Raw genomic sequence first — 19,750 nt, 5'->3', positions numbered from 1 at the left:
CGGCAGCGCGCCGAGGAACCCGTCGTCCGCGGCGCTCTCCAGGACTGCGATCACTTCCGGGTACGGGCGGACCGCGTCCGCGACGTCCAGCAGCGGCACCGGGTCGGGCAGCGACTGCGCGCCGGTCAGCTGGTCCGCGGTCAGTTCCCGGCCGAGGTCGCGCAGGGCCAGCGGATTGCCGCCGGTGGCGGTGACCAGCCGGGTCGCCACGCGCTGGTCCAGCGGGCCGGTGACCACCGAGCGCAGCAGCGCCACGCCGTCGGCCTCGGGCAGGCCGCCGACCTCGACGACCGGCAGCCCGTCCAGTTCGGGCACCGCGCCACAGGCGGTGAAGAGCATCCCGAGCGCCGGCCGGCCGGCGCTCGCCGTGACCAGCGCCTCCAAGGACTCCCGGTCCAGCCAGTGGGCGTCGTCCACGCAGCACAGCACCGGACCGTCCGCGGCGGCCCGGGCGAGCAGCGCCGCGGTCGCCAGCCCGGCCAGACGCGGATCGGCAGGCGGCCCGTCGGTGAGACCGCAGGCCACACCGAGCACCCGGCGGTGGGCCGGGTTGAGCGTGTCCCGCCGGGACAGGTGCGGGATCAGCAGCCGGTGCAGGGCGGCGAACGCGAAACCGGCCTCCTCCTCGACGCCGGCCAGCCGGATCACCCGCAGGTCACCGGCCCGGCCGGCGGCGTGGTCGAGCAGCGCGGTCTTGCCGATGCCCGGGTCGCCCCGCAGCACCAACGTCCCGCCGAGCCCGCCGCGCACTGCCGTGGTGAAGGCCGCCAGCGTGCGGCACTCCACGGCTCTCCCCCTGAGCACCATGACTGGCTGGAACGCTAGTCAGCGTCACGTGCCCGGGGCTTTGCTGTGCGTGCACGGTTGTCGGCTCAGCGTGCGTCGTGGGTGGAGTCGCGCCACTGGCGGGGCGACATCCCGTAACGCTCCTTGAACCGGCGGGCGAAGTGCGTCGGATCGCGGAACCCCCAGCCCCGGGCGATCGCCGCGATCGAGCGCCGGGCGCTGCCCCGTTGCAGCAGCTCGTGGCGGGCCCCCTGGAGGCGCTCACTGATGATCCACTGCTCCAGGCTGAGGTCGGCGCCGGCGCAGACCTTGTAGAGGTGGCGCACCGAGATGTTGTGCGCGGCGGCGATCGTCGCGGGGCTCAGCGCCGGGTCGGTGAGGTGCTGGCGCACATAGGCGAGCACCCGGGTGAGCAGCGTGTCGGCGAGCGCCTGCCGGGTGTGGGTGCGGGAGCGGCCGGCCGAGGCGAGCAGCGCCCGGCACAGGTCGATGGTGGCGGTGGCCACGGTGGCCGCGGCCGGGTCGGCGGTGATCCGGGCCGGATCCCGGGCCAGCTGGTCGATGTGGGTGGTGACCAGACGGTAGAGCGGGCTGCCCCGCAGGTTGCCGAGGGCCGTGCGGATCACGTCGACGGGCAGGCCGAGCCGGTCGAGCGGGATCTGGACGCAGCCGGCCGCGCCGTGCCCGGCCCACGAGTAGTCGTAGGCCGCGGAGAGGTCGACGCCGAGCAGTTCGCCGGGCGCGGTCAGCTCCTGCCGGCCGCCCTGGGCGAGCCGGCCGGTGGCGCGGTGCTGCACGGACAGGGCGATCACCGGCATCGCGTCCTGCCGGGCCAGCTTCGCGGTGCGCACCAGCCGGATCCCGGAGGAGCGCTGGGTGAACACGTTCGCGTCGCTGAGGTCCCAGACCTCCATCCGGGCGTAGACCGGGCCGTCCGGGTCCTCGTGGATGACGTGGCAGGGCGCCGAGGCGTACATCATCGCGGTGTGCACGGCCTCCAGCCGGTCCTGGACCGGGATGCCCGCGGTGTCGAGAACGAACGCCATCGTGGCGCTTACCGTACGCGGTGCAGGGTCAGCGCCAACAGCACCAGCGCGAGCACCTGGGCGCCGGCCAGGATCACGGCCAGCAGGGTGATCGAGTAACCGTAGAGGCCACCGGCGAGGGCGCCGCCGGCGATCGCGGCGACCCCCTGCACCGCGGCGAACACCCCGTAGGCGGTGGCCCGCCGGTCACCGGGAACCAGATCGGCGACGAGCGCCTTCACGGTGGAGTCCTGCACGCCGATGGCCGCGCCCCAGAGCAGCGTGCCGGTCACGATGGCGGGGATGCTGCCGGAGAGGGCCAGCGCGGGGGTGGCGGCGGCGAGCACCGGCAGGGCGTACAGGACCCGGGCGCCCCAGCGGTCGTAGAGGTGGCCGCTGGCCAGGGCGGCCAGGGCGCCGGCGGCCATCGCGCCGGCGTACAGGATCGGCACCGCGGCGAGCGCGATCCCGCCGGTACGGCTCGCGTGGTACGAGATCAGCCCGAACGTGACCAGCCCGGCGGTGGAGGCGGCGGCCGAGGCGGCGAACCAGTGGAACCGCCGGGGCAGCCCGCGGGCCCCGGCGGCGATCGGGCTTCCCGCCTCGGCCGGCCGGGGCGCCGGGCCGGGGAACCGGCGCCGCATCCACACCAGCAGCACCATCGCGGCGGCGCCGGGGACGGCCAGCACGGCGAGTGCGGGCCAGACCGTGCCGGCGACGGCGACCAGCGCGGCGACCAGCAGCGGCCCGGCGAACGCGCCGATCTGGTCGAGCGCCTTGTGCACGGCGAACCCGCGGCCCCGGCCCACCGCGCCGGCCGCCTCGGCGAGCAGAGCGGACTTGGCCGGGCTGCGGATCGCCTTGCCGATCCGCTCGGTCACGATCAGCACGGCGGCGACCGCCAGACCGGCGGCGCCGAGGACGGGCGCCACGGCCAGCAGCGGTACGCACACCGCGGTCAGCCCGTACCCGGTGATGGTCAGCGCCCAGTACCGCGCGGTGCGGTCGGCGAGCGGGCCGGAGACCAGCCGCAGCAGCAGGGCCGCGGCCTCACCGGCACCGGTGATCAGCCCGACCGCGAGGGCGGACGCGCCGAGGGCGCCGAGCAGCGGGCCGGTGACCGAGCGGGCGCCCTCGTACACCATGTCGGCGGCGAGGCTGACCACGCCGAAGGCGGCGATCGCCCGCCACGGGGACAGCTGGGCGGGGGCAAGCTGCCCGGTCACACGGAACTCCTCCCGATCGATTCGATCGCGACCATCATCGCGCCCGTAGTGAACCGGTGAGCGTTTCCCCCCGGCACACAGGTTTGACGATCCCCCGAAGCAGGAAGACCGTGAGCATGCATCCCCAGCCCCCGCGCCGCACCACCCACGCCTACGGAACCCCGAAGAACCGGCTGGTCTACGACCGGTGGGGCGCCTACGGCCGCCCGGTCGTGCTGCTGCACGGCCTGCTCTACGACCGCACGATGTGGTGGCCGGTCGCGGCCGACCTGGGCAACGCGTGCAGCGTCATCGCCGTCGACCTGCCCGGTCACGGGCAGTCCGCGCCGCGCGGCGACTACGAGCTGGAGTCGCTCGCCCACGACCTGGCGATGCTGATCGCCGGCCTGCAGCTGCACCGGGCCCCGGTGCTGGTCGGGCAGGGCGAGTCCGCGCTGCTCGCCGAGGCGTTCGCGGACACCGTCGCGACCCGGGCCGTGGTCACCCTCGACGAGCCGGTGGCCGAACCGCCGGAGACCGTGGAGCAGCATCTGGCCGCCGCCGACCTGGGCGCCATTCCGGCCGCGTACCGGCAGTTCGCGGTCGCCCGGCCGGACGCGACGCTGCTGCGCGCGTACCGATGCTGGTTCCGGCGACCGGATGCCGGCCGCGCGCGGCCGCACCCGGTCTCCGCCGCCCGGCCGCGCTCGGGTTTTCCGCACCTGCGCGCGCCGGCGTCGTTCGCGGCGACCCTGCGCGAGTTCCTGTGAGCGGGACAGGCGACGGCCCGGGTCGGATCCGGCCCGGGCCGTTTGTTCTCAACTGTGCCGGTGATGGAAGCGCATCCGGTGATGACCGTGATGCGCGTGCCGGCGCGGTGGTAGCAGTGCGGCACTGCTGATCACGAGGCAGAGCATCAGCATCGTGCCGACCAGAATGTCGATCAGCATGCGACGGTCCTACCTTTCCCCCGCCGCCACCAGGGAAGATCCCCCGGCGGACGGCCTTCATCCCACGGTCGCGCGGCGGGGTCCGGCCGTCAACCCGAATCGGTTATTTCGGTGTTCGGGATGGCTACCGGCGGGCGGGGTGCCTATCCTGCCCGTGAGGGGAGTACCTCCTCCGAGAGCGTGGCGGTCATCACGGGCATACCGAAATGCCCCCGTGCGCTCGCTCGTGGGATCGTCTCGCGGGTGAGGGAGACCTCGGACTACTAGGCATGTCCGAGGAGGCCCTGTGACGCCCCTTTCTACCATCGCGTCCCCACAACTCTGGACGATCACCATCGTGGTGCTGCTGGCGCTGCTGGCCGCCGACTTCGCGCTCACCCGGCGCCCGCACGAGGTGGCGATGCGCGAGGCGGTCGGGTGGTCGATCTTCTATCTCGCGCTTCCGGCCGCCTTCGGCGTCCTCATCTGGCAGGTGTACGGGCGCAAGCCCGGCATCGAGTTCTTCACCGGGTACGTGGTGGAGAAGTCCCTGTCGGTGGACAACCTGTTCGTGTTCATGCTGCTGCTGGCGGCGTTCGCGGTGCCGCCCGCCCTGGCACAGCGGGTGCTGCTCTACGGCATCGTCGGGGCGCTGGTGATGCGGGCGATCTTCATCGCCGCCGGGGCCGCCGTGCTGCAGACCGGCGCCTGGGCGTTCCTGCTGTTCGGGGCGGCGCTGCTGGCCACGGCGGTCAAGGTGATGCGCGACGCGATGCGCCACGAGCAGTACCACGTCGACATCGAGAACCTGCGCAGTGTCCGGTTCATGCGCCGGTTCATGCCGGTGACCGGCCGCTACCACGGTGGGCGGCTGACCGTGATGGAGGCCGGCCGTCGTACCCTGACGCCGCTGGCCCTGGTGGTGGTGGCGGTGTTCATGACCGACCTGGTCTTCGCCGTCGACTCGGTCCCCGCGGTGTACGGGGTGACCGAGGACCCGTACCTGGTCTTCGCCACCAACGCGTTCGCCCTGCTCGGGTTGCGGGCGCTGTACTTCGTGCTGCGTAACGTGCTGGACCGGCTGCGCCACCTGGACTACGGGCTGGCGATCATCCTGGCCTTCATCGGCGTGAAGCTGGTGCTGCACTGGGCGCACAAGGTCTGGCCGTCGGTGCCGGACATCCCGACCGAGCTGTCGCTCGCCGTCATCGCCGTCACCCTCGCCACCGTGACGGCCACCAGCCTGCTGGCCAACCGCCGGGAGGCCGTCGCCGCCGGGCGTTGAGGGGTCCCGGCCGCCCCGATGGACGACCTGCCCGACGGCCGGCGGGCGGCCTGCCACCGCTACGCCGAGGAGGCCTCGCTGAGCCGCGGGCGGATCTGATCGGCCGCCTGCCGGGTCAGCTCGATCAGCGGGCGGGCGTGCGCCAGCGAAGCCACCGCGGCCTCCAGGTCGCCGGCGCGGGCGTCGTTCTCCAGCCGGCCGCAGGCCTCGGTGGCCGCGCCCGCCCCCAGGTTCGCCATGATGCCCTTGAGCTGGTGCGCCTCGGCCCGCAGCAGGTCGGCGTCGTCGAACGCCAGGGCGTGGATGATCCGCTCCAGATGCTCGGGGATCTTCGCCGACAGGGCGCGCAGCAGCCCGTCCAGCGCGGTGGCCGTGGCCACCGGGTCGGGGCCGCGCAGCTGGTCGAGCCGCTGCTCGATCTCGGTGACCACGGTGCTCAGCTCGGGCACCGGCACCGGGCTGGTCCAGCGTTCCAGCACCCGCGCCACGTCGGCCGGGATCAGCGGCTTGGCGATGTGCCCGTCCATCCCGGCGGCCAGGCAGCGGGCCCGGTCCTCGGGCAGCGCGCTCGCGGTCAGGGCGATGATCGGGACGTGCCGGCCCTCCGGCTCACGGCGCCGGATCTCCTCGGTGGCGGCGTACCCGTCCATCTCCGGCATCAGGCAGTCCATGAAAATCGCCTGGTACTCCTGCCCGGTGGCCCGCTCGACCGCCTCCACACCGTTGACCGCGACGTCGGCGCTGTAGCCGAGGTTGGCGAGGACGCCGAGGGCCACCGTACGGTTGATGTCGTTGTCCTCGACCAGCAGCAGATGGCCGCGGCCCAGCGGAGCGTCGGCCGTGGTGCCGATGGCCTGATCCTCGGCGTGGTCGGTGAGCACCCCGACCAGCGCGTCGTAAAGCTGCGACTGCCGCAACGGCTTGGCGAAGGCCGCCGAGAACCGCTCCGGGTCCGGCTCCTCGGGCAGGTGGTGGGCGTCGTCGGCGAGCAGGATGGTCTTCGGCGACGGGCAGCCGGCCGGGGCGATCGTCAGGCCGCCGATGTCCAGCCCGTCGTCGCGGGCGGTCCCGATGTCGACGATGACCAGGTCCATCGGGCGGCCGGCCGCGGCCGCGTCGCGCAGCGCGGTGCCCGCGCTCGCCGTGTCCACCGTCCCGGTCGCCTGCATCGACCAGGCGGCGAGCTGGTCGGCGAGCACGCTGCGGTCGTTCTCGTCGCGGTCCACGATGAGCACCCGCAGCCCGTCGAGCGAGTGCCGCTCGGAGAGGTCGAGGTCGTCGCGGGCGGCGCGCAGCGTGACGGTGAACCAGAAGGTGCTGCCGTGCCCGGGCTCGCTCTCCACCCCGATGCCGCCGCCCATCAGCTCGACCAGGTCACGGCTGATCGCCAGGCCCAGCCCGGTGCCGCCGAACTTGCGGGTGGTGCCGGCGTCGGCCTGGGTGAACGCCTCGAAGAGCTGTTCCTGCTGGTGTTCGTCGATGCCGATGCCGGTGTCGTGCACCTCGAAGCGGATCGGTACGGCGTCCGGGCCGGACGGATGCCGCTCGTCCAGCGCGGCGGTGATGGCGACCTGCCCCCGGCTGGTGAACTTGACCGCGTTGCCGGCCAGGTTCAGCAGCACCTGGCGCAGCTTGGCCGGATCGCCGCAGACGGTGCCCGGCAGGCGCGGGTCGCACATCCCGACGACGGTCACCGCGTCCCGGGTGTCCGGCGGGGCGACCAGCGACACCACGTCGTCGAGCAGCCGGCCGACCTCGAAGTTGGCCTCCTCCAGCAGGACCTTGCCGGCCTCCAGCTTGGAGAAGTCGAGGATGTCGTTGATCACCGCGAGCAGGGCCGAGCCGGCGGCGCTGATGCCCTCGGCGTAGCGGCGCTGCTTGTCGTCGAGCGGTGAGCCGAGCAGCAGGCCGGTCAGGCCGATCACCCCGTTCATCGGGGTCCGGATCTCGTGGCTCATCGACGCCAGGAACTGCGACTTCAGCCGGGCCGTCTCGATCGCCTGGTCACGGGCCTCGGCCAGGGCCTGCTCGGTCTGCCGGCGGGCGGTGATGTCGCGGACGAAGCCGTGGAAGTGCACGCCGCCGTCGTGGCCGATGCGCCACATGGTCAGCTCGACCGGGATCTCGTGGCCGTCCTGGTGGGTCGCCGCGATCTCGGTCGGGCGGTCGAGCAGCCAGTCCCACCGGCCGTCGAGCACCCGTTCCAGAGCACCGCAGTAACGGGCCGGCAGGATGGTGTCGGCGACGTTGCGGCCCACGATCTTCTCCCGCCGCCAGCCGAAGACGTGCTCGGCCTGCCGGTTCCACTCGGCGATCACGCCCTCGCCGTCCATGGTGAAGAACGGGTCGCTGGCCGCCTGCATGATCATTTCCAGCTGCTCGCGCTCGACGCGGAGCCGCTGCTCGGCGTGCACCCGGGCGGTGATGTCGTGCGCGACGGTGGACGCGCCGATCACCGTGCCGTCGGTGTCGCGCATCGGCGCCATGCTCAGCGACACCTCGATGATGCTGCCGTCCTTGCGCTGGCGGCGGGTCTCGTAACGGCTCAGGGCCTGACCGCCCAGCACCCGGCCGAGCAGTTCCTTCTCCTCCCCGCGCCGGTCCGGCGGCAGCAGCCGGGTGACGTCGCTGCCGACCATCTCGTCGGTGGTGTAGCCGTAGAGCCGCTCAGCGCCGGGATTCCAGGTGTGGATCGTGCCGTCCAGCGCCTTGCTGACGATGGCGTCCTGGGAGGCCTCGACGATCGCGGCCAGGCGGGCGTTGACGTGGGTCTGGCTGCTGAACAGGAGCTGCGGCTGAACAGCCCGGCCACGCCGCCGGCCACGCCGCCGGCGGCGCAGCGCGGTGGCACCGAGTGCCAGGGCGGCCGCGGCAGCCGCTCCGTAGATCCACACACCCACTCCCGGCAGACGAATCCGATTCAGCATCACCGTACATGTGATGATTTTCTGCTTTAGCCTTATTCCGGACATAAGTTCTTCGGCATCACGCAGAGGGAGACGCCGTGGCGACAGTGATGGTCGTCGACGACGTGGCAGCCAACCGGGACATCGTGCGCATGCTGCTCGGCTACCGGGGTCACGAGGTCATCGAGGCGCACGACGGGGCCGACGCGCTCCGCCTGGCCCACGTCCACCACCCCGACGTCGTCGTCTCCGACGTGCTGATGCCCGGTATCGACGGCCTGGAGCTGGTCCACCGGCTGCGCAGCGACCCGGACCGGCAGGCCGCCCAGGCGCCGGTCATCTTCTACACCGCGAACTACCTGGAGCCGGAGACCCGGCCGATCGCCGAGGCCTGCGGGGTCAGCCAGGTGGTGCTGCGCTCGCAGGACCCGCACACCCTGCTGGACGCGGTCGACACCGCCCTGGCCCAGGGCCCGGTCACGATCGACGTGCCGGCCGCCGACGACACGTTCGCCCAGGCCCACCTGCACGCGGTCAACGCCAAGCTGATCGAGAAGGTACGGGCGCTGCACGACACCGAGCGCCGCTTCGAGGCGATGGCGATCGCCTCACCGGTGGGCATCGGCATCATCGACCGGCACGGCAACGCCGACTACATCAACCCGCGCCTCGCCGAGATCATGCAGAGGCCGCTGGACAGCTTCCTCGGCCAGGGCTGGCTGGCCTGCCTCGACGCCGACGCGCAGAACGCCGCGCTGAGCCTGCTGCACGGCGCCGGCGACACCACCGAGCTGAAGTTCGACCACCGGATCACCTGGTCAGACAGCACCACCCGGCGGCTGCGGCTGCACCTGCGGCAGATCCACGACGACGAGGACGGCCAGCTCGCCGGCGGGGTGCTGATGGTCGACGACGTCACCGACCTGGTCTCCGCGGAGGAGCGGCTGCGCGAGGAGACCCAGCGCCGCCAGGAGGAGGCCCGGCACCGCGACGCCGAGCGCCTGGACAGCCTGCGCCGGATGGCCGGTGGCACCGCGCACGACTTCAACAACATCCTCGGCGCGATCATCGGGTACGCGACGCTGGCCATCGAGACGATCACCGACGGGCAGGAGGACGGCAGCGTACCGGCGGAGACCGCCGCGTCGCTGCTCGACGATCTCGGCCAGGTCGTCAAGGGCGGCGAACGCGCCAAGACCCTCACCCAGCAGCTGCTCGCCTTCGGCCGCCGCGAGGTCACCCAGCCGGCCCCGTGCAACATGAACACGCTGCTGCGCGACGCGTCCGACACCCTGCGCGCCGCCGCCGGCGAGACGGCCGAGCTGGTCCTCGACCTGGCCGCCGACCTGCCGGACATCCAGGCCGACCCGGCGCAGATCACCCAGGCGGTGCAGAACCTGGTCCGCAACAGCGCCGAGGCCATGCCGCGCGGCGGCACCGTCACGATCTCCACGGCCCTGGAGGACGAGCAGGTCGTGCTCCGCATCCGGGACACCGGCACCGGCATGCCGCAGCACGTCCTCGACCGCGCCTGCGAGCCGTTCTTCAGTACCAAGCCCACCGCCGGCACGGCCGGGCTGGGCCTGTCCACCGCGCAGGGCATCGTGAGCCAGGCCGGCGGCCAGCTCACCCTGCTCTCCCGCGAGGGCGCCGGCACCACCGCCACGTTCGCCCTGCCCGCGGTCGTCACCACGCCCGCCGAACCGCCCCCGGCCGAGGAGCACCAGGCCTGCCCGGGCGGCGAGACCCTGCTGCTGGTCGACGACGAGGTGGCCCTGCTCCAGGTCACCGCGCGGATCCTCAGCAGCGCCGGTTACCACGTGCTGACCGCCTCCGACGGCACCGAGGCACTGAAGGTGCTGGAGCAGCACCCGGGGCACGTCGCCGCCCTGGTCACCGACGTGGTGATGCCCGGGATGAATGGCCGCCAGCTGGCCCAGATCGCCACCTCCCGGCAGCCGAACCTCACCATCGTGTTCGTCTCCGGGTTCGCCGAGGCGCTCTTCGACGAGCAGGGCAACAACCTGGAGCCGGGATCGACCATCCTCGCCAAGCCGTACAACCGGGAGACGCTGATCAGCACGGTGCGGTCAGCATTGATCGCGGCCCATCACAGCTGACCCACGGGGCACCGGGGCCCGGCGTCGACTACGATTCTTGGCCCGCGACGTGATCGGCGTCCGCGAATACGTCCAAACCTGGACGTAGCGCCCACCGACCCCGGAAGGACGCCCTCGGTGACCACTGCGAGCGACCGCCAGCCCTCGACCGAGGACACGCCGACCATCCGGCTCCCGCAGCAGGCCGTGCCGGTGCACGACACCGTCGGCCCCCCACCGGCCGCCCCGGAGGCGCCGGCCGGCCGGCGCGGCCGCAAGCTGCTCATCGCCGGGGTCACCGTGCTCGTCCTGGCCGCCGGCGCCGGCGGCGCCGTCACCTGGGCGTTCCAGGGTGAGGTGCCGCGGGGCGTCTCGGTGCTCGGCGTCGACCTCGGCGGGCTCAGCCGCGCCGAGGCCTCCTCGGCCCTGCGCGCCCACCTCGCGGCGGATCAGAAACTCGCCGGCCCGGTCCAGGTGGCGATCGACGGCACCGGCAAGACCGCCGCGGTCAAACCCGCCGACGTGGGCCTGGTCGTCGACGTCGAGGCGACCGTCGACGCCGCCGAGCGCGGCCGTCCCGCCCTGTTCGGCGGCCGGGAGGTGGAACCGGTCGTCGCCGTCGACCCGGACCTGCTCGACGCCGCGTTGCGCAAGTCGGCCGGCAAGTTCGGCACGACGATGCGCAAGCCCGCCGTCGTCTTCGACGGCGTCACCCCGCGCGCCGTGCACCCGGAACCCGGCCGCGACCTCGACCCGGCCCGCTCCGCCGAGGCGCTGCGCACCGGCTGGCTGGGCGGCGGGACGGTCACCGTGCCGCTCGTCGAGGTGCACCCGGTGACCACCGCGGCCGAGGTCGACGAACTGGTCGAGACGGTCGCCCGCCCGGCGGTCTCCGCGCCGGTCACCCTCACCTCCGAGCGCGGCACGCTGAGCATCCCACCGGCGGCCATCGCGAAGAGCCTGGTGCTGACCGCCGACAAGGCCGGGAAGATCGAGCCGCGGATCGACGACAAGAAGCTGCGGGCCGCCGTCGCGCCGCAGCTCGCCAAACTGGAGGTCGCCGCGCGCGACGCCCGTTTCACCTTCGCCGCCGGTAAACCCAAGATCGTCGCCGGCACCGACGGGGCCGCTCTCGACCTCGCGGCGGCGGCGCCGCAGCTGCTCACCGCCCTCAAGAGCACCAGCGACCGTACGGTGGAAGCCGCCCTGACCAAGTCGGCGCCCAAGCTGACCACCGCCGAGCTGGAGAAGCTCGGGGTGAAGGAGAAGGTGTCGAGCTTCACCACCAAGTTCACCGGTGGCCTCGGCTCGTCGCGCAGCCAGAACATCGTGCAGGCGGCCAAGCAGGTGCGGGGCGCCCTGGTGCTGCCGGGCAAGACGTTCTCGCTGAACAAGCACACCGGTGAGCGCAGCTACAAGCAGGGCTACAAGGACGCGCCGGTGATCCTCAACGGCAAGCTGGTGCCGGGTGTCGGCGGCGGGGTCTCGCAGTTCACCACGACGCTGTTCAACGCCACCTACTACGCCGGGCTCGAGGACGTGGAGCACAAGCCGCACTCGTACTACTTCGACCGGTACCCGGCGGTCATCGAGTCCACGATCTTCTACCCGGACCTGGACTTCCGGTTCAAGAACGACAGCCCGCACGGCGTGCTGATCGACACCGCCTGGACCAGCAACTCGATCACCGTGTCGGTATGGAGCACCAAGGTCTGGGACAAGGTGACCACCGAGTACAGCCCGCGCCGCAACATCACCTCGCCGCGGACCATCACCCTGCCGGACGGGCCGAGCTGCATCGCGACCAGCGGCATCAACGGCTTCACCCAGGACGCGTTCCGGCTGTTCCACCGCGACGGCAAGGTGGTCAAGCGGGAGAAGTTCACCTGGCGCTACGACGCCGAGCCCAACTACATCTGCGGCAAGGCGGAGTGAGCGTGGTGATTTCGGGTGCGGCGCGCACCCGAAATCACCACAGTGGTGGCCTGCTTCTTGGCGGCCTACTTCTTGGTGGCGGAGACGACCAGGTTGAAGCCGGTGTCGGCGGCCAGGATCGGGTCGGCGAAACCGGCGCCGGCGAGCAGTTCCAGCCGCTTGGCGGGACCACCGGCGGTGCCCAGGCCGTAAGCGCCCGGCTGGCTCAGGGAGCCGGGCGTGCACAGCGCGGTCGAGGAGGCGAAACCGATCCGGCTGATCGGCATGCCGATCGTGGCGGTGAAGTCGTCGGCCGACCACGGCTCGACGGCGACCACGATGCCGCCCGGCGCCAGCGCGTCGTAGGCCGAGCGCAGCGCGGCGGCCGGGTCACCCAGGTCGTGCAGCGCGTCGAAGAAGACCACCACGTCGAACTGCCCGTGCCCGGCGATCCCCGCGGCGTCGGCCACGTGGAACGCGACGTTGCTCGGGCTGCCGGCCTCGATGGCGCGGGCCCGGGCGGTGGCGATCGACGGCTCGTGGTTGTCGAAACCGGTCACCGTGCCGGCCGGCCAGGTGCTGCCCATCAGCAGGGTGGCGAACCCGTGCCCGCAGCCGACGTCGGCCACCCGGGCACCGGCCTCCAGCTTCTCCAGCAGGCCGGGAACCGCCGGGAACCAGGTCTGCGCGAGGTGGTTGACGTACGCCGTACGGAAGTAACGCTCGATGCCGTGGTGCGTGCAACCCGGAACCTCGTCGTAGGGCAGGCCGCCGTCGCCGCGGAACGCGGCCTCGACCTGCTCCAGCGAGAGGAAATGCCCGGTGATGATCTCGCCGGCGGCGACGATGTGCGCGGGTGAGTCGAGCACGGACAGGGCGAGGGCGTGCTCCAGGGGCAGCTCGAAGGTGTCGCCCTCGGTGGTCAGGTAGCCGGAGACCGCCTGCTGCCTGAGCCACTCGGTGACCAGGCGTGGGTGCAGGCCGGTCTGGGCGGCGAGCTTGTCGGCGGTCAGCGGGCCGGCGCCGGTCATGGCCTTGAACAGGCCGAGCCGGTCGCCGAGAACGGTCATCACGGTGGTGGCGGCGCCGGCGATGTCGGTGACCAGCTGGCCGACGAAGGCTTCCACCCGGGCTTCGTCGATGGCCGGGGTCTGCTGTGTGTCTGTCATGCCCCTACCGTGCGGGGCGGCGCTTGCCGCGACCTTGCTGCGACCTTGTCGCCGGCTGTCAGCGCTTGCCTGTTCCCTGCTCGTGCTCCGCGTGGCGGGCCAGCGCGGCCAGCGCGAAGGCGGTGATCGACGCGGCGTCCCCGCCGCCGGGCAGCGGCTCCTCCGGGCCGGTGCGCAGCCGGGCCAGGCGGTCGCGATCGGGGCCCATCACGGCCGGTGCGAGCGGATCCGCGTCCGCCGCCCGGACGATCATCGCGGCCGCCCGCGCCTCACCGAGGTCGGCGAGCAGCTCGGCGGTGAGCCGCAGCATCGTCCACACCTGCGCGGTCATCCCGGCCGACCGGACCGCGGCGATCACCTCCCGGCAGGCGACGACCGCCTCCCGGTGGCGGCGCAGCCGGATCAGCACCGCCGCCCGGGCCACCCGCGCGACGTTCGCCATGTAGACCTGGTTGACCCGGTCACTGGCGGCGATCGAATGCTCGTACCAGGCCAGGGCGCGCTCCGGGTCGGCGGCGGCGAGCAGTTCGCCACGGGTGAACGGGACGAAACCGTCCAGGCCTTCGGTGTGCAGCTCGGCGGCGTACTTCTCCAGCCAGCGCCGGCCCGCCTCCGGATCACCGTGGTAGGCGTCCATCAGCGCCGAACAGCAGACGCCGGTCGCCCGCGCCCAGCGCGGCGCCGACGGGTCCACGACGATCCGTTCCGCGTCGGCGCGCACGTCGTCGGCCCGCCCGCCGAACATCGCGTTGGAGATGCGGCTGACCAGCGCGCTCCACCGCAGCGGGTGCCCCACCGGCATCCGGTCGAGCACCGCGCTGAGCAGCCGGTCGGCTTCCGGCTGACGGTTGGAGATCAGCGCGGCGGTGCCGGCCGCCAGTGCCCGGTGCACCTCGCTCTCGGTCTCCACCCGCTGCGGCGCGAGCCGCGCCAGCTGCTCCGTGAGGCTCGGATCCGGGGCGCCGGCCTCGATCACCGCGAGCAGCGCGGCCAGCCGGGAACCGTCGTCGCCGTCCCCCAGCCAGGTCAGCGCCTCCTGCAGGTTCGCCAGCTCCCGGTGCATCGCCGGGGTGGTCCACGGATCCCGGTCCCGCCCGCGCCGCACCAGCTCGGCGGCATGATCGAGCATCCAGCGGGCGTGCGCGTCGCGGGCCTGCCTCTCGCCGTCCGGCCCGAGGTGGCTGAGCCCGACGTGCCGCACCGTCTCCAGCAGCCGGTAGCGCGGCGGGTCGGCCCGCAGATCGGGCGTGACCAGCGAGGCGTCCACCAGCTCGGCGAGTAGTTGCTCACCCTCGCCGGGCAGGAAGTAGGGCAGCGCGTCCACGCCGAAGCCGCCCCGGCAGACCGCCAGCCGGTCCAGCAGGCGCTGCGCCGCCGGGTCGAGCAGGCGGTAGGACCATTCCACCGTTGCCGAGACCGCGGTGGCCCGGTCACCGCCGCGGGCCGGGTCGAGGACGTGCAGGCCGGCGCCGAGCCGGTCGCGCAGATGCACCAGCCCGAACACCGCCTCCCGGCGGGCGGCCAGCTCCACGGCGAGCGGCAGGCCGTCGACCAGCCGGCAGATCTCGGCGGCGAGCTCACGCGTACGCGGTTGTGGCTCGTCGGCGAAGTCGGCGCGCAGCAGGGCGGCGCGGTCGCAGAAGAGCGCGACCTGATCCTCGGCCGGCAGCGGGCCGAGCCGCAGCACCCGCTCGCCGGCGACGTCGAGGCGCTGGCGGGAGGTGGCCAGCACGCGCAGGCCCGGGCAGCGCACCACCAGCTCGTCGACCAGGTCACGGACCGCGTCCAGCAGGTGCTCGCAGTTGTCCAGCACCAGCACCGCCGGGGCCGCGCCGAGCCGCTCGGCGAGTGCGGCGACGCCACCGCGCGGCGCGGCGCGCAGCCCGAGCGCGCCGGCCACCGCAGCGGCCACATCGGCCGGGACGGAGAGTTCGGCGAGCTCCACGACGAACTCGTCGCCGGTCAGGGCCTCGGTCATCAGCCGGGTCTTGCCCACCCCGCCGGGCCCGGCCAGCGTAGTGACCCGCCCGGTGGCCAGCGCCTCCCGCACGGCTGCCAGCTCTCCGCGACGGCCGAAGAACCGGTCCGCCCGCCGCCGCACCCGCACCGGCGGCAGCCGCTCCCCCGGGCCGGCCTCGTCCTCGCCCACCGCGGCCTGGCCGCGCCCGGCCGGGTCCGCCTCCGCCTGATCGGACGTCGACGGCTGCGGCGGGCCGGTCAGAGGCGAGCCGGTGGAATACTGCGGCTGATCACCCGGCACGGCTCCAGAGCCGTGCTGTGGCTGATCACTCAGCACGGGCCCGGTGGGATGCCGCGGCTGGCCGGCCGAGGAGCCGGCCGTAAGCGGCTGTGGGCGCAAGGTCGGCGTAAGCGGCTGTGGGCGCAAGGACGGCGTAAGCGGCTGTGGGCGCAGGGCCGGGTCGTCGCTGAGGATGCGGCGCTGCAGGTCGACGAGGGCCGGGGACGGGTCGACGCCGTGGTCCTCCGCGAGCCGGTCGCGGAAGGCGCGGGCCACGGCCAGCGCCTCCGGCGTGCGGCCGGTCGCGTGCAGGGCGCGCATGAGCAGCAGATGGATGCGCTCGCGCAGGGGCTCGGCGGCAGCGATGGCCTCCACCTCGGGCAGTGCCTCGGCGGCCTCGCCCGCGTCGAGGCGGCGGTCCAGCCACTCCTCCCGCAGGTGGTGACGCCACTCGGACAGGCGGGCCACGTCGGGGGCGAACACCAGCCGGTCCGCCACGTCCGCCAGCGGGTCGCCGCGCCACACCGCCAGCGCCTCGGCCAGGGTGGCGGCGGCCCGGGCCGGCGGCTGGGCACGGGCCTGCCCGACCAGCCGCTCGGCACGCCGGAGGTCGAGGGCGTCCTCCGGCAGGTCCAGGCGGTAACCGCCCGGCTCCCGGCGGATCGCCTCCCCGCCGGTGTGCCGGCGCAGCCGGGAGACGTAACTGTGCAGGTTGCCGACCGCGTTCTCCGGCGCCTCGCCCTCCCAGAGGGCGTCGATCAGGTCGGCGACCGGGACCGGGCGGCCGGCGGCGAGGGCGAGGCGGGCGAGCAGCACGCGCTGCGGCGCGCCGGTCAGCGGGACCGGGACGCCGTCCCGGCACAGCTCGACCGGCCCCAGCACGCCCACATCGATGACCACGGCGCCATTCTCGCCACTGCCTCACGGGCGCGACCAGTCGATATCCAGTAACGGACAGCAGCCACGATCGCGAACAGCTCCGGCCCAGCCTCGGACGATAGGGTCTGCCGGTGCGGACGAAGCAGCAGCTGACCGAGGACATCCGGACCGAGCGGCGGGCGGCCCTCGTGGTCAACGCCCGGTCCCGCCGTGGCCGGCAGCTCTACGAGGACGCACACGCCCGGCTGCTGACCGCCGGTTTCAAGCTGCTCGGCGCCTACGCGGTGGAGCGCGACCTGGAGAAGTCGCTGACCGCCGCGATCGAGCAGGGACCCGACCTGCTGGTGGCCGGCGGCGGCGACGGGACGATCAGCACGGCCGGCCGGATGCTCGCGCACCGCGACATGGCGCTCGGCCTGCTGCCGCTGGGCACCACCAACAACTTCGCGCGCACCGTCGGCATCCAGCCGTCCCTGGACGAGGCGGTGTCGACGCTGGTCGACGGCACGGTCATCGACGTCGACCTGGGCGTCGCCGGTGACATGCCGTTCACCAACCACGTCGGCGCCGGGCTCTCCGCCGAGGTGATGATCAACGCACCGAGCCGGTTGAAGCGGGTGATCGGGCGGCTCGCCTACCCGATCACCGCCCTGGGCCTGCTCGCCCGGCACCGGCCGTTGCGGGTGACGGTCCGCGCCGACGGGGTGGAGCGGGTCTTCGTGACCCACCAGATCTACGTGGCGAACGGCGGCTTCCACGCCGGCCGCCCGATCACCGCCGACGCGCACGCCGACGACCGCCTGCTGGTCGCCTACCCGGTCGGCGGCGGCTCCCGGCGGGAACTGCTGCGCGAGACCGCCCGCAACGCCCTCACCGGTCACCGGCGCACCCTGCACGAGCGCCCGTTCCTGGCGGTCGGCGAACTGTGGCTGGAGACCGACCGGCCGGCGCACGTCGAGGTGGACGGGGAGCCGTGCGGGCGCACCCCGCTGCGGATCGCCCTGGACGCCAACGCCCTGCGGATCATGGCTCCGCCCGGCACCCCCGACCACTGATCCCAGCCGGCACGTGGCGGCGCCGTCGAACCGGCCGCGACCGCGGAACCGTCGAGCTGCGGTTGGGGCGCGGTAGGACGTACGGAATGCGAAGATGCCCGGGAGCCTGGCTCCCGGGCATCACTGCTCAGCTCACGTCACGCGGGGGTGGTGGCCTTCTCGTCCGGCGTCTCGCCGGCCGTGGCCGTCTCGGCCTCGGCGAGGATCTGCTCGTCCTCGGCGCGGTGGCTGCGGTACTGCTTGATCGCGTAGGCCAGCGCTGCCGCCCACGCCACGTAGATGACGGCGTAGAAGACGTAGCGGACGTTGTCGGAGGCGTCGATCCAGTCGCTGCGCAGCAGCGAGCGGGTGTTGGTGAGGATGATCAGACCGCCGACCGCGGCGCCGAGGACGCGCGGCGGGATGTGCCGCACCAGCCAGGCGGCGATGGGTGCGGCGATCACGCCGCCGATGAGCAGGGCGAGGACCCAGCCGTAGTTGATGTTCTCCGAGCCGATGCCGACGATGAAACCGATGCTCGCGGCGATCGCCACCAGGAACTCGCTGGTGTCGATGGAGCCGATGGTCTTGCGCGGCTCGAGGCGGCCGCTGGCGAGGATCGCCGGGGTGCCGACCGGGCCCCAGCCGCCGCCACCGGTGGAGTCGACGAAGCCGGCGACCACACCGAGCGGGGCCAGGAAGCGCTTGCGCAGCGGCTTGCCGAGCTGGCCCTTGGGCAGGCCCTGGAAGGTGAAGCGGAGGAAGACGTAGAGACCGAGGGTGAGCAGGATGACGGCCATCAGCGGCGCGGCGGTCTCGGTCGAGATGCTGGAGAGGAACGTCGCACCGGCGAAGGCGCCGATCGCGCCGGGGACGCCGATCTTCAGGACGACCTTCCAGTCGACGTTGCCGAACCGCCAGTGCGAGAAGCCGGAGACCAGCGTGGTGCCGATCTCGGCCAGGTGCACGGTCGCCGAGGCGGCAGCCGGGTTGGTTCCGATCGCGAGCAGAAGGGTGGTCGAGGTGACGCCGTAGGCCATGCCGAGGCTGCCGTCGACCAGTTGGGCTCCGAGACCGACAAGGGCGAGAAGGAGGAGTTTCTGCATGTCTCTACCGCCAGTTATGAATGAGGGTTTCCGGCCCGCCGGCACCTTCGCCGACCTGCTCTGCCAATCCTGTATTTCCTATGCGTTGGATCGGAGATTAGTGGTTCTCGCGCCGCACGGCAAGGCGTCGTCCCGACCTGCGGACGCGCGGCCGTAACCTGTGCCCATGGCTGACGCGGAAGATGTGCGCCGTCTGGCGCTGTCCCTGCCCCACGTCGTGGAGATCGACAGTGACGGCTTCGACTTCCGGGTGGCGAACAAGGGGTTCGTCTGGTCGTACCCGGAGCGGCTGCCGGGCCGGCCCCGGGTGATCCGCACCGACGTGGCGGTGCTGTTCGTCGGCGACGAGGCGGAGAAGCAGGCGCTGCTGCTGGGCGAGCCGGACCTGTTCTTCACGACTGCGGGATACGACGGCCTGCCGCTGGTCATGCTGCGCCTGCCGGCGGTGCCGGTGGACCGCCTGAGCGAGCTGATCACCGACGCCTGGCGGATGCGCGCGCCGGAGGAGATCGAGGCCGAGCTGGGCGCCTGATCAGGCCGGAAGGCCGCCGGGCAGGCGCGTGGCGACCTTCGCCCGCAGGTCCGGGCAGGCGAGCGCGTCGTCGGCCGTGCACCGGGCCGCGTGCTCGACGATCGCCAGGGCGGCCTGTGCGGCGGCGATGCGCTGCCGCAGTTCGCCCGCCAGGTCGCCGATCGACAGGGGCGCGGGCCTTGACTTCATGGTGCTGGACATCGGCGCCGGGCCCGGCGGGCTGCTCGGCCGGCTCGCCGCACGACGGCCGGACCTCTCGCTGACCGGCCTCGACCTCTCCCCCGACATGGTCGCGCTGGCCCAGCGGTCGGCGACCGCGCCGGCGATCCGGTTCGAGGTGGCCGACGTCGCGGCACTGCCCCGCCCGGACCACAGCGCCGACGTGATCGTCTCCACGCTGAGCGCGCACGAGTGGCCCGAACCGGACCGGGCCGCCGCGGAACTCACCCGGGTGCTGCGCCCCGGCGGGCGGCTGCTGATCTACGACTTCCGGTTCGCCCGGCTGCGGGAACTGACCGGCGCGCTGGCCGAGCGATGCGATGTCCAGCGCCGGGCCCTGCATCCGCTGTCGCTGTTCACGTGTCTGAGCGCACCTGTGGGTTGCTTGTGAAAGAAACCTTTGCTTAGGTAAGCCTTACCTTA

16 protein-coding genes are annotated in these 19,750 nt (G+C 73.0%); 7 read left to right on the top strand and 9 right to left on the bottom strand.

The genetic code is table 11. The features are described 5' to 3' along the window. The 3 genes from AB0F81_RS24705 to AB0F81_RS24695 all read right to left on the bottom strand — a co-directional run. Positions 1–807 (bottom strand): AAA family ATPase (locus AB0F81_RS24705; protein ID WP_360200856.1); only part of this gene is annotated, 807 nt, incomplete at its 3' end. Positions 808–872: 65 nt separating this feature from the next. Next, positions 873–1,832: a helix-turn-helix domain-containing protein gene (locus tag AB0F81_RS24700; protein ID WP_360200855.1), complete on the bottom strand. Its 960-nt coding sequence runs from the start codon at positions 1,830–1,832 to the stop codon at positions 873–875. An 8-nt stretch (positions 1,833–1,840) separates the two neighbouring features. Beyond that, entirely contained in the window at positions 1,841–2,956 is a 1,116-nt protein-coding gene (locus AB0F81_RS24695) for an MFS transporter (RefSeq protein WP_360200863.1), read from the bottom strand. A gap of 197 nt (positions 2,957–3,153) precedes the next feature. Between AB0F81_RS24695 and AB0F81_RS24690 the strand changes: the two genes are divergently transcribed. Then, the gene (locus tag AB0F81_RS24690; protein ID WP_360200861.1) at positions 3,154–3,786 is read left to right on the top strand and encodes an alpha/beta fold hydrolase; all 633 of its coding nucleotides are present in this window, start codon (positions 3,154–3,156) and stop codon (positions 3,784–3,786) included. 48 nt (positions 3,787–3,834) lie between these two features. Here the strand turns inward: AB0F81_RS24690 and AB0F81_RS24685 are convergent, their stop codons facing one another. After that, positions 3,835–3,966: a hypothetical protein gene (locus AB0F81_RS24685; protein WP_360200853.1), complete on the bottom strand. Its 132-nt coding sequence runs from the start codon at positions 3,964–3,966 to the stop codon at positions 3,835–3,837. A gap of 286 nt (positions 3,967–4,252) precedes the next feature. Here AB0F81_RS24685 and AB0F81_RS24680 point away from each other — a divergent pair, with 286 nt between their 5' ends. After that, a complete protein-coding gene (locus AB0F81_RS24680; protein ID WP_360200851.1) occupies positions 4,253–5,230 on the top strand; it encodes a TerC/Alx family metal homeostasis membrane protein in 978 nt (325 codons plus the stop codon). Positions 5,231–5,289: 59 nt separating this feature from the next. Here AB0F81_RS24680 and AB0F81_RS24675 read toward each other — a convergent pair whose 3' ends face one another. Beyond that, the gene (locus AB0F81_RS24675) at positions 5,290–8,124 is read right to left on the bottom strand and encodes a PAS domain S-box protein (protein WP_360200850.1); all 2,835 of its coding nucleotides are present in this window, start codon (positions 8,122–8,124) and stop codon (positions 5,290–5,292) included. A gap of 110 nt (positions 8,125–8,234) precedes the next feature. Here AB0F81_RS24675 and AB0F81_RS24670 point away from each other — a divergent pair, with 110 nt between their 5' ends. Together AB0F81_RS24670 and AB0F81_RS24665 are read left to right on the top strand one after the other, a co-directional pair. Beyond that, positions 8,235–10,256: a response regulator gene (locus AB0F81_RS24670; protein ID WP_360200848.1), complete on the top strand. Its 2,022-nt coding sequence runs from the start codon at positions 8,235–8,237 to the stop codon at positions 10,254–10,256. Between the two features lie 117 nt (positions 10,257–10,373). After that, complete coding sequence (locus AB0F81_RS24665; RefSeq protein WP_360200846.1) at positions 10,374–12,170, top strand: VanW family protein; 1,797 nt, start codon at positions 10,374–10,376, stop codon at positions 12,168–12,170. 65 nt (positions 12,171–12,235) lie between these two features. Here AB0F81_RS24665 and AB0F81_RS24660 read toward each other — a convergent pair whose 3' ends face one another. Both AB0F81_RS24660 and AB0F81_RS24655 read right to left on the bottom strand, forming a co-directional pair. Beyond that, a complete protein-coding gene (locus AB0F81_RS24660) occupies positions 12,236–13,318 on the bottom strand; it encodes a class I SAM-dependent methyltransferase (protein WP_360200844.1) in 1,083 nt (360 codons plus the stop codon). Positions 13,319–13,376: 58 nt separating this feature from the next. Next, positions 13,377–16,457 carry a BTAD domain-containing putative transcriptional regulator gene (locus AB0F81_RS24655; RefSeq protein WP_360200843.1) on the bottom strand — a complete coding sequence of 1,027 codons (3,081 nt, stop codon included), beginning with the start codon at positions 16,455–16,457 and terminating at the stop codon, positions 13,377–13,379. 110 nt (positions 16,458–16,567) lie between these two features. Here AB0F81_RS24655 and AB0F81_RS24650 point away from each other — a divergent pair, with 110 nt between their 5' ends. Then, positions 16,568–17,491, top strand: coding sequence for a diacylglycerol kinase family protein (locus tag AB0F81_RS24650; protein WP_360200841.1), 924 nt, complete (start codon positions 16,568–16,570; stop codon positions 17,489–17,491). A gap of 137 nt (positions 17,492–17,628) precedes the next feature. On the opposite strand, the gene AB0F81_RS24645 is transcribed toward AB0F81_RS24650, so the two are convergent. Beyond that, positions 17,629–18,576, bottom strand: coding sequence for a sulfite exporter TauE/SafE family protein (locus AB0F81_RS24645; protein ID WP_360200840.1), 948 nt, complete (start codon positions 18,574–18,576; stop codon positions 17,629–17,631). 166 nt (positions 18,577–18,742) lie between these two features. Here AB0F81_RS24645 and AB0F81_RS24640 point away from each other — a divergent pair, with 166 nt between their 5' ends. Continuing rightward, a complete protein-coding gene (locus AB0F81_RS24640) occupies positions 18,743–19,108 on the top strand; it encodes a hypothetical protein (protein ID WP_360200839.1) in 366 nt (121 codons plus the stop codon). Here the strand turns inward: AB0F81_RS24640 and AB0F81_RS24635 are convergent, their stop codons facing one another. Then, a complete protein-coding gene (locus AB0F81_RS24635) occupies positions 19,109–19,297 on the bottom strand; it encodes a hypothetical protein (protein WP_360200837.1) in 189 nt (62 codons plus the stop codon). Between AB0F81_RS24635 and AB0F81_RS24630 the strand changes: the two genes are divergently transcribed. Further along, complete coding sequence (locus AB0F81_RS24630) at positions 19,296–19,718, top strand: class I SAM-dependent methyltransferase (protein ID WP_360200836.1); 423 nt, start codon at positions 19,296–19,298, stop codon at positions 19,716–19,718. The genes AB0F81_RS24635 and AB0F81_RS24630 overlap by 2 nt on opposite strands. Positions 19,719–19,750: the final 32 nt, after the last annotated feature.

This window comes from Actinoplanes sp. NPDC024001 (assembly GCF_040638955.1).
GTDB lineage: Bacteria > Actinomycetota > Actinomycetes > Mycobacteriales > Micromonosporaceae > Actinoplanes.
This window is presented reverse-complemented; position numbering and strand designations above follow the sequence as displayed.